This is a genomic window from Streptomyces aureus, assembly GCF_001418135.1.
Taxonomy (GTDB): Bacteria; Actinomycetota; Actinomycetes; order Streptomycetales; family Streptomycetaceae; genus Streptomyces; species Streptomyces aureus_A.
The window spans coordinates 1-11,892 of the sequence record NZ_LIPQ01000357.1; the positions used below are offsets into that span (position 1 = coordinate 1).

Here is an 11,892-nt window from a genome sequence, read left to right on the forward strand (position 1 = left end):
TCGTTCGTTCCTTAGACCGCTCCCCCGGCCCCCGCCGCAGCGGTCGGGTCGGTGGGGGCCGGCGAGGGGATGGTCGTCTTGAGGTCCTCGTCCGTGACGGCGGCGACGGAACCGGCGGCCGGCGGCGGGGTGACGGCCGCCATGGCGGTGGTCACGACGCCCGCGGGCTCGGCGTCGAGGTCGTCGGCGGTGACGTTGTTGTGGTCGACCGGCTTGCGGCGGGACAGCGACCAGATGACGCCCGAGCCGGCGACCAGCAGGACCGCGACGGCGGCGATGCCCCAGGGGCCCTGCTTGGTGAGGAACTCGGCACCGGCACCGACCACGGCGGCGGCGGGCAGGGTCAGACCCCAGGCGACGAACATCCGGGTGGCGGTCGACCAGCGGACGACACCGCCCTTGCGGCCGAGACCGGCGCCCATCACGGCACCCGAGCAGGACTGGGTGGTGGAGAGGGAGAAGCCGAGGTGCGAGGAGGCGAGGATGACCGTCGCGGCGCTGGTCTGGGCGGCGAAGCCCTGCTGCGGCTGGAGGTCGGTGAGGCCCTTGCCCATGGTGCGGATGATGCGCCAGCCACCGAGGTAGGTGCCGAGGGCGATGGCGACACCGGCGCAGACGATGACCCACAGCGGCGGGTTCGAGCCGGGGGCGACGACACCCTGGGTGACCAGGGCGAGGGTGATGATGCCCATCGTCTTCTGGGCGTCGTTGGTGCCGTGGGCGAGGGAGACGAGACCGGCGGAGGCGATCTGGCCGGCCCGGTAGCCCTTGGCCGTGGCCTTCGCCTCGGGGTTGGCCTTGATCTTGTACGTCAGCCTGGTGGCGGCCATCGCGGCGAGGCCGGCGACGAGCGGCGCGGCGACGGCCGGGATGAGGACCTTGGTGACGATGGTCGGGCCGTTCACGGCCGACCAGCCGGCCGACATGACCGCGGCGCCGATGAGGCCGCCGAAGAGGGCGTGGGAGGAGCTGGACGGAAGTCCGAGCAGCCAGGTCAGGAGGTTCCAGAGGATGGCGCCGACCAGCGCGGCGAAGATCACCTCTGTGCGAATGCCCTCTTCGTTGATGATCCCGCCGGAGATCGTCTTGGCGACCTCCACGGACAGGAACGCGCCGACGAGGTTCAGCACGGCGGACATGGCCACCGCCGTCTTCGGCTTGAGAGCACCGGTCGAGATGGTCGTCGCCATCGCGTTCGCGGTGTCGTGGAAACCGTTCGTGAAATCGAACACGAGAGCTGTCACGACCACAATGGCGAGCAGCAGCGTGATGTGTTCCATTTACCCAGGCAATCGTTTGACGTCAGTGGCTGGACGAACGTAAGCAACCTGAGTGAACGGAAGGTGAACTGGGTCGGGCGCTGTGGTGTCTCAAAGAGGCGTCAAGGGATTCCGGTTACGGCTCCGGCCGCCGGGTTGTCCACGATGCGGTCACCCCGCGAGCCCGGGTAATCCGGGCCATCACCGGGCACATGCGACCTGCCCCGGTTCCTCCTCCGCCACCCGGTTCCGGTCCCTGGACGGAACCATCCGACCGGGGGACCCCGCGGACGAGACCCATGTCACTCCCCGGAGGACCCCGGAGACCCCGGCGGGCCCCGCGGCGCCGAGCCCCGTCCGCACCTCTCCTCCGGCCCCCTGCCCGGGGCCGTACGGGTCCCACCGGTGGCAGTCCGCCCCCACCCTGCCGAGACTGGGAGCGTGCGCCCGGCTACAGCGACGGCAGCGGCCGTCACCACTCTGCTAGGTGTCGGCGCGGCCGCGTTCGCGGCCGGCCGGTACGCCAGCGACGTCGCCCTCAGGGCGCCGTCCGGACGTCCCCTGCCCGGGGATCCCCGACTCACCGTGCACGCCACGGGCCCCGAACGGATCACCCTCACCCGCAGCCTCGCCTCGCTGCGCCCCGGTACGTACGGCATCGAGGGACACGGCCAGCACGCCGTCGTCGGCCCGGTCCTCGACCGGGTCCCGCACACCGCGGACACCGTCGTCCGGCGCCTCGAACGCGTCGAGCGCGGGGTGCTCGGCCCCGGCTCCCGCGTCCGACTCACCCCCCAGCTGCACATCGGCACACCCATCAGCGCCCTCGGGCTCGCCCACGAGGACGTCGAGATCCCCGGCGAGCTCGGCCCCCTGCCGGCCTGGCTGGTGGCCGCGCCCCGTACCACCTGGGTGATCGCCCTGCACGGCCTCGGCACCACCCGCGAGCACCCGCTGAACGTCGTCCCCTTCTTCAACCGCCGCAAGATCCCCGTCCTCGTCCCCGCCTACCGGGGCGACGAGGGAGCACCCGCCTCCCCGGACGGCCTCGCCCACCTCGGCGACTCCGAGTGGCGCGACGTCGACGCCGCCATCCGCTACGCCGTCCACCGGGGTGCGTCGAAGGTCGTGCTGCACGGCTGGGGGACCGGGGCCTCGATGGCCCTGCGCGCCGCCGTCGGGTCGGGGGTGCGCGACCGGATCAGCGGCCTCGTCCTCGACTCGCCCGTCCTGGACTGGGAGGCCACCCTCCGCAACCTCGCGGCGGCCCACCATGTCCCCGCGCCCCTGCTCCCGCTCGCCGTCCGCGCCGCCCAGGGCAGGACCGGACAGCACGGCGACCTCCTCCTGGAGTCATCCGCGCCCGGCGCGCTGCGCGTCCCCGTGCTCCTCTTCCACGGCCCCGACGACACCATCGCCCCCTGGGAGGCGTCCGTCGCACTCGCCGCCCGCCGCCCCGATCTGGTATCCCTCCAGACCGTCCGGCACGCCCCGCACGCGGCGATGTGGAACGCCGACCCGGTCCGCTACGAGGAGGCCCTGCGCCGCTTCCTCACCCCGCTCCTCTAGGGCCCGGCGGCGGGGGCCGCGGACGGCGCGGCCGATTCCGATTGGGCTTTCGGGCCGTCAGCGGGAAGACTGCCCCCGTGACGTCTCGAAAGCCCGATGAACCATTGGCGCGCAACTCCAGACTCCGACTCGTCCGCCCGCGGGCGCTGGCCACCGCCCGACGGGCCGTGACGACCCGGCGCACCCGGCCGGCGCCGCGGCCGCCCGAGGGCACTCCGCCCCGTGCGGAGCTCGCCCGCCAGGCCCGGCACGTCCTCGCCGACGCCGTACGGATCGCCCGCTGGGCAGCCGTCGAGCGCGGCGCCACAACGGCACCCCGCAGCGGCCCCGGAGCCGTCCCCGCCCAGGAACGGGCCGCCGCCGCGCTGAACCTGACGCCCGGCCAGATCCGAGCCGGCTGGGACCGAGCCCGGCTCGCCGGCCTCGTCGAGCTCCACGGCGACACCGCCCGCCCCGGCTGGCGGCTGCACGCCTGGGACCGCGACGACTCCGCCGTACTGCGCGGCTGGGTCGCCCTCTTCGACGCCTGGTCCCTGGTGCACCCGGCCCCCGAGGGGGTCGAACCGAGCGCCGTCGCCGAGGTCGTCGAGGCCCTCCCGCAGGTCCTGTCGCTGCTTCAGCTCTCCCAGGGTCCGGTCCTCGTCCCCGCCCTGCTCGACCTGCTCGGCCAGCGCGTCGAGGAGCTGCGCGAGGAGCGCTGCGAGGTCCCCGGGGCCGAGCAGGCCCCCGGGACCACGGAGGCCGCCGAGACCACCGGCGCACCCGCCGTGCACGGCACCGACGGGCTCCCGGCCCTGCTCGACTGGGCGCTCGAAGGTCTGGCGGCCGTCGGCGCGCTCACCCTGGACCCCGGTGCGGAGGGGCGTCACGCCACCCTGACCCCGCTCGGCAACTGGGCGGTCTGGGTCAAGCTGGAGCAGATCTGCGTCGCCGCGCAGAGCCCCGCCGGGAACATCGAGCAGTCCGCCGAGGACATGCTCCGCGGCTGCGCCCGGCTCACCCCCGGGCCCGCCCGTGCCGAGTACCGCGCCTGGCTCGCGGCCCGCACCCTCTCCAGCGCGGTGACCGAACTCCTCACCGTCGCCCGCGGCGAGGACGCGCTGCTGCGCGGGCTCGCCTTCGAGGCGCTCCGGGTCGTCGGCGCCCCCGCCGAGGCCGAGGTGCGGGCCACCGTCGCCGAACCCTCCCTGCGGCCGTACGCGCTGCTCTGGCTCGCCGAGTACGAGGGCGCCGACCCCGACGACGCCCAGGAGGTCCTCACCCGTGAGGAGTCCACCTGGCTCTGGGTGGACACGGCGGCGGCCGTCGCCGACCACGGAGAGAGCGAGCTGCTCGTCCGGCACCTCGACTCCGCCGTGCAGGGCACCGTTCCGGCGCTCCTCGACGAGATCAGGGCCGTCGGCCACCCCCGTACCGTTCAGGTCCTGGTCGCCCTCGCGGCCGCCCACCCGGACCCGGCACTGGCCAAGGCCGTCCGCCGGGCCGCCTTCCAGGTCCACACCGGGGGAGCGTGACGGGATCCCCGCCCGGGGATCCCGAGGGGAAGCGTCCCCGGCGCCCGGCTACTCCGCGGCGCCGGGGGTGTACGTCCCGAAGCTCCAGATGTTGCCCTCGCCGTCCCGCGCCATGTAGTCCCGCGATCCGTACTCCTGGTCCTTGGGCGGCATCACGATCTCGACACCGTGGGCCACCGCCCGCGCGTGGTGCTCGTCGACGTCGTCCACGTGCACGAAAACACCGACCGGGCCGGCGTCGGCCATCAGCTTGTCGAACTCGCTGCCGGTGCCCTTGCTGCCCAGCATCACCATGCCGTTCCCGTAGGACAGCTCGGCATGCGCCACGCGACCGTCCTCGGCCTCGTACACGGCGTTCGCACGGAAGCCGAAGCCCTCCGTGAGCAGGCTGATCGCCGCCTTCGCGTCCTCGTACGTCAGCGTCGGACAGATGTGGGGAGCCTCAGCCATCCCGATCACTTCCTCTCGATTCAGTCGAATGTGACCCAGGTCTCAGTCTGGCAGTCCGCACCGGCGATCAGCGGAAGGTGTCGCACCGGGCCATGTCGCCCGTCCGGTAGCCCTCGTGGAACCACTGCCGGCGCTGGGCGGCGGAGCCGTGGGTCCAGTTCTCCGGGGTCACCCGGCCCTGGAACCTCTCCTGGATCCGGTCGTCGCCCACCGCGGCCGCCGCGTCCATGCCGTCCCGGATGTCCGCCTCCGTCAGCCGTGTGAGCAGCGGCCTGCCCGTGCGGTCGTCGGGCGTGGTCGTGGCGTGCCGGGCCCACACGCCCGCGTAGCAGTCGGCCTGGAGCTCGACCCGCACGGCGTTGGAGTTCGCGCCGGTCCGCCCGTCCTGGGCGCGGCTCAGGGTTCCCATCAGGTTCTGGACGTGATGGCCGTACTCGTGCGCCACCACGTACGCCTGGGCGAAGGGTCCGCCGTTCGACCCGAACGTGGTGCGCAGCTCCTCGAAGAAGCCCAGGTCCAGATAGACCTGCCGGTCGCCGGGGCAGTAGAAGGGCCCCACCGCCGAGGTCGCGGAACCGCAGGCGGTCGGGACCCGCCGGCTGAACATCACGGTGGCGGCGCTGCCGTACGTGCCGCCGCGGCGCGCGTACTCGCTCCGCCAGAAGTCCTGGACGCTGTTGACGACGGCGACGATCCGGCAGTCCTCACGGGTGTTGGCGTCCGAGCCCTTCTTGCAGGTCTGCGCCACCTGGGCGGCCCCCGACGAGCTGGCCACCGGCTCGTCGCCGCCCGAGGAGAGTCCGAGCTGGTCCGGCCCCACCCCGAGGAACAGGCCCAGGATCAGGGCGACGAGGCCGATGACGCCGCCGCCGACGGTCGCCTTCCCGCCCGGGATGCGGCTGCTCCGGACGTCCTTGACCTCCGAGGTGTCCAGATCGGCGTCGTCGTCGAACTGCACGGTCCACCGCCCTCCGCGTCACTGCCGCGGCAGAGGCCGCCGCCCTGCGCCGAGTATCGGTCGATCTTTCGCTGCTCGCCCCTTTTGTTCCAGGAATGGCGGTTATGTGAGAAAGCTCCGATCGCAGCCCTGGGCCCCCGCTTGGCCGAAAAGCAGTTGCAGGGGCCCGTTAGACTGGCCGTATGGCCATTCTCCCCGTGCATTAGCGGCGTCGAAGCCCTTCATCAGCAGTCCTTCCGCCGTTTCCCATCGCCCTGGAGTCTGTCCGTGATCACCGCTTCCGGCATCGAGCTGCGCGCCGGCGCCCGAGTCCTCATCGAGTCCGCTTCCTTCCGTGTCGCCAAGGGCGACCGCATCGGCCTCGTCGGTCGCAACGGAGCCGGCAAGACCACTCTCACCAAGTGCCTCGCGGGCGAGGGCGTCCCCGCAGCCGGTCAGATCGCCCGCTCCGGCGAGGTCGGCTACCTCCCGCAGGACCCGCGCACCGGCGACCTCGACGTCCTGGCCCGTGACCGCATCCTCTCCGCCCGTGGCCTCGACGTCCTCCTCAAGAAGATGCGGATGAACGAGGAGCGCATCGCCACCGGCTCCGGCGCCACCCGCGACAAGGCGATGCGGCAGTACGAGCGCCAGGAGACCGAGTTCCTGACCAAGGGCGGGTACGCGGCCGAGGCCGAGGCCTCCACCATCGCCGCCGCCCTGGGTCTGCCCGACCGGGTCCTCGGCCAGCCGCTGCACACCCTCTCCGGTGGTCAGCGCCGCCGTGTCGAGCTCGCCCGGATCCTCTTCTCGGACGCCGACACGCTCCTCCTCGACGAGCCGACCAACCACCTCGACGCCGACTCCATCGTCTGGCTCCGCGACTACCTGAAGAGCTACCGCGGTGGCTTCATCGTGATCTCCCACGACGTCGACCTCGTCGAGACCGTGGTCAACAAGGTCTTCTACCTGGACGCCAACCGTTCCACGATCGACGTCTACAACATGGGCTGGAAGCTCTACCAGCAGCAGCGCGAGGCCGACGAGAAGCGCCGCAAGCGCGAGCGCCAGAACGCCGAGAAGAAGGCCGCCGCCCTCAACTCGCAGGCCGACAAGATGCGCGCCAAGGCCACCAAGACCGTGGCCGCGCAGAACATGGCCAAGCGCGCCGAGCGGCTGCTCTCCGGCCTGGAGGCGGTGCGCGCCTCCGACAAGGTCGCCAAGCTCCGCTTCCCCGACCCCGCGCCCTGCGGCAAGACCCCGCTGACGGCCGAGGGGCTCTCCAAGTCCTACGGTTCGCTCGAAATCTTCACCGATGTGGACCTCGCGATCGACAAGGGCTCGCGCGTCGTCATCCTCGGCCTCAACGGCGCGGGCAAGACCACGCTGCTCCGGCTGCTCGCCGGCGCCGAGAAGCCCGACACCGGCGAGGTGACCCCGGGCCACGGTCTCAAGCTCGGCTACTACGCCCAGGAGCACGAGACGCTCGACCCCGAGCGCAGCGTCCTGGAGAACATGCGCTCGGCCGCGCCCGACCTCGACCTCGTCCAGGTCCGCAAGACGCTCGGCTCCTTCCTCTTCTCCGGCGACGACGTCGACAAGCCGGCCGGGGTGCTCTCCGGCGGCGAGAAGACCCGTCTGGCCCTGGCCACCCTGGTCGTCTCCTCGGCGAACGTGCTGCTCCTCGACGAGCCCACCAACAACCTGGACCCGGCCAGCCGCGAGGAGATCCTCGGGGCCCTGCGGACCTACAAGGGCGCCGTCGTCCTCGTCACCCACGACGAGGGCGCGGTCGACGCGCTGGAGCCGGAGCGGATCATTCTGCTCCCCGACGGCGTCGAGGACCTGTGGGGCCCGGACTACGCGGACCTGGTCGCGCTCGCCTGACCCGCAGAGGACCGGGTGATCATGCCCGGCTGGATCATTCGGCCCACGGGTGATCCTTCATCTGAGTGAGGGTCTCTCGTACACCCCGGCGCGGTGCTCTGCCGAATCCTTCCGGCAGAGCACCGCCGTATGCGTGTTCCCCCTGTATCGCTGACCTGCTGGTTCCCGCTCCGCGCGCCGTGGAGCCCGGTTTCCGGCTCAGCGGAATTCGAGCTTCCGCTCGTGACGAACGCGCGCTCGTCCACAAACCCGGCGGCATGGACCTTGTCGAATGGGTGGCCAGGACGGACGGGAGGGGTGATCATGAGAAGTCCAGAGCGCACTTCCCATGAGGAGGCACGGGTGGCCGAGACTCTGAAGAAGGGCAGCCGGGTGACCGGCGCCGCGCGCGACAAGCTCGCGGCAGACCTGAAGAAGAAGTACGACTCCGGTGCGAGTATCCGGGCGCTGGCCGAGGAAACGGGCCGCTCCTACGGATTCGTCCACCGGATGCTCAGTGAGTCCGGAGTCACGCTGCGCGGACGCGGCGGAGCGACCCGGGGCAAGAAAGCCGCCTCGGCCTGACATAGGACGCCTCGACCGGGCCACCGGAACCCCGGTGGCCACCCGGTCGGTCATCGCGCCGGCCGGGTGGTTACTGTGCAGTCACTTAGCATTTCGTATGCAGTGTGCTGCACCGTAACCGGAGGCGCCCCATGACTACGCTCGACGACTCTGAGCTCGTATTCGACAAGGACGGTGTACGGCTCACCGTCGAGGACGCCGTTGCCACGGTGACCCTGACCAATCCGGCGAAGCGCAACGCTCAGTCTCCCGCTCTGTGGCGGGCGTTGACAGAAGCCGGCCGGTCGTTGCCCGGCAGCGTGCGGGTCGTCGTTCTTCGCGGTGAGGGGCAGTCCTTCTCCGCCGGACTCGACCGGCAGGCGTTCACGCCCGAGGGCTTCGACGGAGAGCCGTCCTTCCTCGATCTCGCGCGCGGTTCCGACGCGGACCTCGACGCGGTCATCGCCGAGTACCAGGAGGCGTTCACCTGGTGGCGCCGCAGCGACCTCGTGTCGATCGCGGCCGTCCAGGGGCACGCCATCGGCGCGGGCTTCCAGCTCGCTCTCGCCTGCGACCTGCGGGTCGTCGCCGAGGACGTGCAGTTCGCCATGCGCGAGACCAGCCTGGGCCTCGTCCCGGACCTGACCGGGACGCACCCGCTCGTCTCGCTCGTCGGCTACGCCCGCGCGCTGGAGATCTGCGCCACCGGCCGCTTCGTCCACGCGGAGGAGGCCGAGCGCATCGGTCTCGCCAACCTGTCCGTGCCCGCCGACGAGCTCGACGCGGCGGTACGGGACCTCGGTGCCGCCCTGCTCGCGGCGCCGCGCGACGCGGTCACCGAGACCAAGGCGCTCCTCCAGGGCGTCTCCGGCCGCTCGTACGAGGAGCAGCGCGTCGCCGAGCGCGCCGCCCAGGCCCGCCGCCTGCGCGACCTCGCGGGCCTCGGCGACTGACACCTGCCCGCAAGCGAGGGGCGACCGACACCGGGCGCGCACACCGGTCCGGCGACCGACACCGCCCCCGCACGCCGGGCCCCGGCGACCGACACCGGGCCCCACGCGCCGGGGCACCCCCTAGCGCAGGTCCGACACCACGACCGTGACCGCGGCGTCCTCCGGGGCGACCGCGGTCACCGCCGTGCGCACCGCCCGCGCCACGTCCAGGGGACGGGCGCCGGCCGTCACGGCCACTTCCACCCGCACCCCGTCGGCGCTCCGGCGCACCGGCGGCCCCAGCGCGTCCGTCACCCCCGCGACACCCGCCACCCCGAGCGCCGTGAGGGCCAGGGGGTCGTCCGTCGCCGGGGAGGTCATGCCCGGCGGGGGAGCGGCGGCCGCCTCGGGTCCGGGCGGCGCCGTGTCGAGAAGTGCCGTCACACGCAGGTCCACGGCCGCGACCACGAGCCCGATTCCGTCCTCGGCCGCCGTGATCAGCGCCGCCCGCAGTTCCTCGGTGAGTTCCGGCAGTGGGCGTCCGGCCACCGCGCCGAACGAGGCCGAGACGAGAACGGCCCCCGAGTCCGCGTCCGGCTCCGTCCCGTCCCGGTCGGCCGGGCCGATCCGCAGTTCGCCCGGCACCACCCCCCGTACCGCGGCCGCCGTGCGCCCGAGCACTCGGCGCACCGCGCGCTCGGTGATCCACGCCCCCTCCGCCGCCGCTCCGAGCGGCAGCAGCCTGCCCGGAGCGAGGCGGTCCCGTACCGCCGCCGTCCAACCATCACCCGTCGTCATTGCCCCAGCCTGCCGTATCCCCGGGGCGCAACCGGGTAAGCGCCCTTAGTGTGGGCGAAGAACCCCGAAATATCCCAGAAGGGGCGAAATGTGATGACGGAAACCACGCATGCACGCGAGTCCACCGGCGACGAGCCGCGCCGGACCTCGGTCACCAAGCGGGGCGGCGGCGCTCCCGCCTCCCGGGGCCGGACCACCATCGCCGACGGCGTCGTCGAGAAGATCGCCGGACTCGCCGCCCGTGACGTCGAAGGCGTCCACGCCATGGGCAGCGGCCTCTCCCGCACCTTCGGCGCCGTACGCGACCGGGTGCCCGGCGGTGGCAGCAGCAAGTCGAACGTCACCCGAGGGGTGAAGGCCGAGGTCGGCGAGGTGCAGACCGCGCTCGACCTGGAGATCGTCGTCGACTACGGCGTCTCCATCGCCGACGTCGCCGGCGACGTCCGCGAGAACGTCATCGCCGCCGTGGAGCGCATGACGGGCCTTGAGGTCGTCGAGGTCAACATCGCGGTCAGCGACGTCAAGCTGCCCGACGAGGAGGAGGACGAGCCGGAATCGCGGCTGCAGTAGCCCCTGACGGCTTGGCACAGGGGGCTCAGGAGGACTCAGAAAGGGGTCAGGAATGAGCATGGCGGTGGTCGGCCTGGTGGCCGGTATGGCTCTCGGCTTCGCCGGATATTTCGGCGGCTTCGGAGCGTTTGTGCTGGTCGCGGCCTTGGGCGCGATCGGCTTCGTGGCAGGCCGCTTCCTTGACGGCGACCTCGAACCCGGCGACCTGTTCCGGGGCCGCGACCGCGGCGACCGGCGGCGGTGACGGGGTGGCATCCCGTCCGGCCGCCCAAGGCCCGGTGCGCGACCGGGGGGCGACCAGGATTGCCGACCGGGTCGTTGCGAAGATCGCCGCGCAGGCGGCGAGGGAGGCGGCGGGCCCCGGTCCGGAGGGCGGCTCGAAGCCGCACGCCTCGGTCGTCGTCCACCGGGACATCGCCAGCGTCGCGGTGAGCCTCGACTTGGACTATCCCTCCGACATCGGACGCCGGTGCGGGGCCGTACGCGGCCGGGTCCGCACCCGCGTGGAGGAGCTGGTGGGCATGGAGGTCCACGAGGTCACGGTGCATGTCGAACGCCTCCACTCCGCATTCACCCGGCAGGGAGCACCGAGGGGCCGCCTGAAATGACGACACCCCCCGAACCGCTGCCCGCCCACGAGCCGGCCCGGCCCCCCGACGACGAGCCGGCCCGGGCCCGCGGCAGCGACCCCGACGCGCCTTCCGGCTCCCCCTCCGAGGACGTCCCCGTCCTCGACGATGCCGCCCCCGCGCCCCGCGTCCGCCGCTTCTGGTCGGTCCGTCGCATCCCCGCGGCCGTGCTCGCGGCGCTCGTCCTCGGCGGCGCCGGGCTCCTGCTCTACGACGTCGCGGCCGTACGGGCCGACCGCGGCGCGATGGCCTGGCGGCGCGAGCTCGCCGACGGCCTCGCGACCCGGCCGCTCGACGACATCTGGGTCGTCGTCGGCGCGGCCGTCGCGGTCGTCCTCGGCCTCTGGCTCCTGATCCTCGCCTCGACCCCCGGCCTGCGGGCCGTCCTCCCGATGCGCCGCGAACACGCCGACGTACGGGCCGGACTCGACCGGGAGACCGCGGCCCTGGCCCTGCGGGACCGCGCCATGGAGGTCTCCGGCGTGCAGTCGGTGCGGGTCCGGGTGGGCCGGGCCAAGGTGGCGGTCAAGGCGGTCTCGCACTTCAGGGCGCTCGACGAGGTCCGCGCCGACGTGGAGACGGCCCTCGCCGCCGGCGTCGACGAACTGGCCCTCGCCCACCCGCCCGCGCTGACGGTACGGGTGGCCCGGCCGCCCAGGAAGGCGTGAGCCATGAGTCACGAGGAGGTGCTCCGGTGACGGTCGTGCTCCGGCGCGTCAACCGCGTCCTGCTCGGCCTCGCCGGGCTGCTGCTCGTCCTCGGCGGCGGGGGAGTCCTCGCCGCCGCCCTCGATCTGTCCGTACC

The 11,892-nt window shown here is 72.8% G+C and carries 13 protein-coding genes; 9 read left to right on the forward strand and 4 right to left on the reverse strand.

Annotated features, from left to right (window positions below; translation table 11 throughout):
- Positions 1-11 precede the first annotated feature (11 nt).
- On the reverse strand, positions 12-1,280 hold the full coding sequence (locus AOK00_RS26985) for an inorganic phosphate transporter (RefSeq protein ID WP_055602865.1): 1,269 nt from the start codon (positions 1,278-1,280) through the stop codon (positions 12-14).
- A 420-nt stretch (positions 1,281-1,700) separates the two neighbouring features.
- On the opposite strand from AOK00_RS26985, the gene AOK00_RS26990 reads away from it, so the two are divergent.
- Positions 1,701-2,828 carry an alpha/beta hydrolase gene (locus tag AOK00_RS26990; RefSeq protein WP_055602866.1) on the forward strand — a complete coding sequence of 376 codons (1,128 nt, stop codon included), beginning with the start codon at positions 1,701-1,703 and terminating at the stop codon, positions 2,826-2,828.
- A gap of 77 nt (positions 2,829-2,905) precedes the next feature.
- Positions 2,906-4,342, forward strand: a complete 1,437-nt coding sequence (locus tag AOK00_RS26995) for a hypothetical protein (RefSeq protein WP_079042214.1) — start codon at positions 2,906-2,908, stop codon at positions 4,340-4,342.
- A gap of 48 nt (positions 4,343-4,390) precedes the next feature.
- Here the strand turns inward: AOK00_RS26995 and AOK00_RS27000 are convergent, their stop codons facing one another.
- Positions 4,391-4,792 carry a VOC family protein gene (locus AOK00_RS27000; protein WP_173861638.1) on the reverse strand — a complete coding sequence of 134 codons (402 nt, stop codon included), beginning with the start codon at positions 4,790-4,792 and terminating at the stop codon, positions 4,391-4,393.
- Between the two features lie 67 nt (positions 4,793-4,859).
- Positions 4,860-5,750: a KPN_02809 family neutral zinc metallopeptidase gene (gene ypfJ, locus AOK00_RS27005; RefSeq protein ID WP_055602868.1), complete on the reverse strand. Its 891-nt coding sequence runs from the start codon at positions 5,748-5,750 to the stop codon at positions 4,860-4,862.
- Between the two features lie 267 nt (positions 5,751-6,017).
- Between ypfJ and AOK00_RS27010 the strand changes: the two genes are divergently transcribed.
- The 3 genes from AOK00_RS27010 to AOK00_RS27020 all read left to right on the forward strand — a co-directional run bounded on the left by AOK00_RS27010 (position 6,018) and on the right by AOK00_RS27020 (position 9,112).
- Positions 6,018-7,616, forward strand: coding sequence for an ABC-F family ATP-binding cassette domain-containing protein (locus AOK00_RS27010; protein WP_030322666.1), 1,599 nt, complete (start codon positions 6,018-6,020; stop codon positions 7,614-7,616).
- A gap of 342 nt (positions 7,617-7,958) precedes the next feature.
- Positions 7,959-8,180 (forward strand): helix-turn-helix domain-containing protein, encoded by a 222-nt coding sequence (locus tag AOK00_RS39215; RefSeq protein ID WP_006123601.1) that lies wholly within the window; start codon positions 7,959-7,961, stop codon positions 8,178-8,180.
- Positions 8,181-8,311: 131 nt separating this feature from the next.
- Complete coding sequence (locus AOK00_RS27020) at positions 8,312-9,112, forward strand: enoyl-CoA hydratase/isomerase family protein (protein WP_030322673.1); 801 nt, start codon at positions 8,312-8,314, stop codon at positions 9,110-9,112.
- A gap of 120 nt (positions 9,113-9,232) precedes the next feature.
- Here AOK00_RS27020 and AOK00_RS27025 read toward each other — a convergent pair whose 3' ends face one another.
- The gene (locus AOK00_RS27025) at positions 9,233-9,889 is read right to left on the reverse strand and encodes a hypothetical protein (protein WP_055602869.1); all 657 of its coding nucleotides are present in this window, start codon (positions 9,887-9,889) and stop codon (positions 9,233-9,235) included.
- 93 nt (positions 9,890-9,982) lie between these two features.
- Here AOK00_RS27025 and AOK00_RS27030 point away from each other — a divergent pair, with 93 nt between their 5' ends.
- Genes AOK00_RS27030 through AOK00_RS27045 form a run of 4 tightly spaced genes read left to right on the forward strand, consistent with a single transcriptional unit; the run spans position 9,983 to position 11,756 of the window.
- Positions 9,983-10,459, forward strand: a complete 477-nt coding sequence (locus tag AOK00_RS27030; RefSeq protein WP_055602870.1) for an Asp23/Gls24 family envelope stress response protein — start codon at positions 9,983-9,985, stop codon at positions 10,457-10,459.
- 52 nt (positions 10,460-10,511) lie between these two features.
- Complete coding sequence (locus tag AOK00_RS27035; protein ID WP_055602871.1) at positions 10,512-10,703, forward strand: hypothetical protein; 192 nt, start codon at positions 10,512-10,514, stop codon at positions 10,701-10,703.
- Positions 10,704-10,707: 4 nt separating this feature from the next.
- Positions 10,708-11,067, forward strand: a complete 360-nt coding sequence (locus tag AOK00_RS27040; RefSeq protein ID WP_055602872.1) for an Asp23/Gls24 family envelope stress response protein — start codon at positions 10,708-10,710, stop codon at positions 11,065-11,067.
- The gene (locus tag AOK00_RS27045) at positions 11,064-11,756 is read left to right on the forward strand and encodes a DUF6286 domain-containing protein (RefSeq protein WP_055602873.1); all 693 of its coding nucleotides are present in this window, start codon (positions 11,064-11,066) and stop codon (positions 11,754-11,756) included. The genes AOK00_RS27040 and AOK00_RS27045 overlap by 4 nt, the downstream gene beginning before the upstream one ends.
- Positions 11,757-11,892 lie beyond the last annotated feature (136 nt).

Excerpts from the sequence above, each read along its gene's own strand:
- AOK00_RS26985 (WP_055602865.1), bottom strand. The coding sequence starts at position 1,280 with ATGGAACACATCACGCTGCTGCTCGCCATTGTGGTCGTGACAGCTCTC.
- AOK00_RS27000 (WP_173861638.1), bottom strand. The coding sequence starts at position 4,792 with ATGGCTGAGGCTCCCCACATCTGTCCGACGCTGACGTACGAGGACGCG.
- AOK00_RS27020 (WP_030322673.1), top strand. The coding sequence starts at position 8,312 with ATGACTACGCTCGACGACTCTGAGCTCGTATTCGACAAGGACGGTGTA.
- AOK00_RS27025 (WP_055602869.1), bottom strand. The coding sequence starts at position 9,889 with ATGACGACGGGTGATGGTTGGACGGCGGCGGTACGGGACCGCCTCGCT.
- AOK00_RS27030 (WP_055602870.1), top strand. The coding sequence starts at position 9,983 with ATGACGGAAACCACGCATGCACGCGAGTCCACCGGCGACGAGCCGCGC.
- AOK00_RS27035 (WP_055602871.1), top strand. The coding sequence starts at position 10,512 with ATGAGCATGGCGGTGGTCGGCCTGGTGGCCGGTATGGCTCTCGGCTTC.
- AOK00_RS27045 (WP_055602873.1), top strand. The coding sequence starts at position 11,064 with ATGACGACACCCCCCGAACCGCTGCCCGCCCACGAGCCGGCCCGGCCC.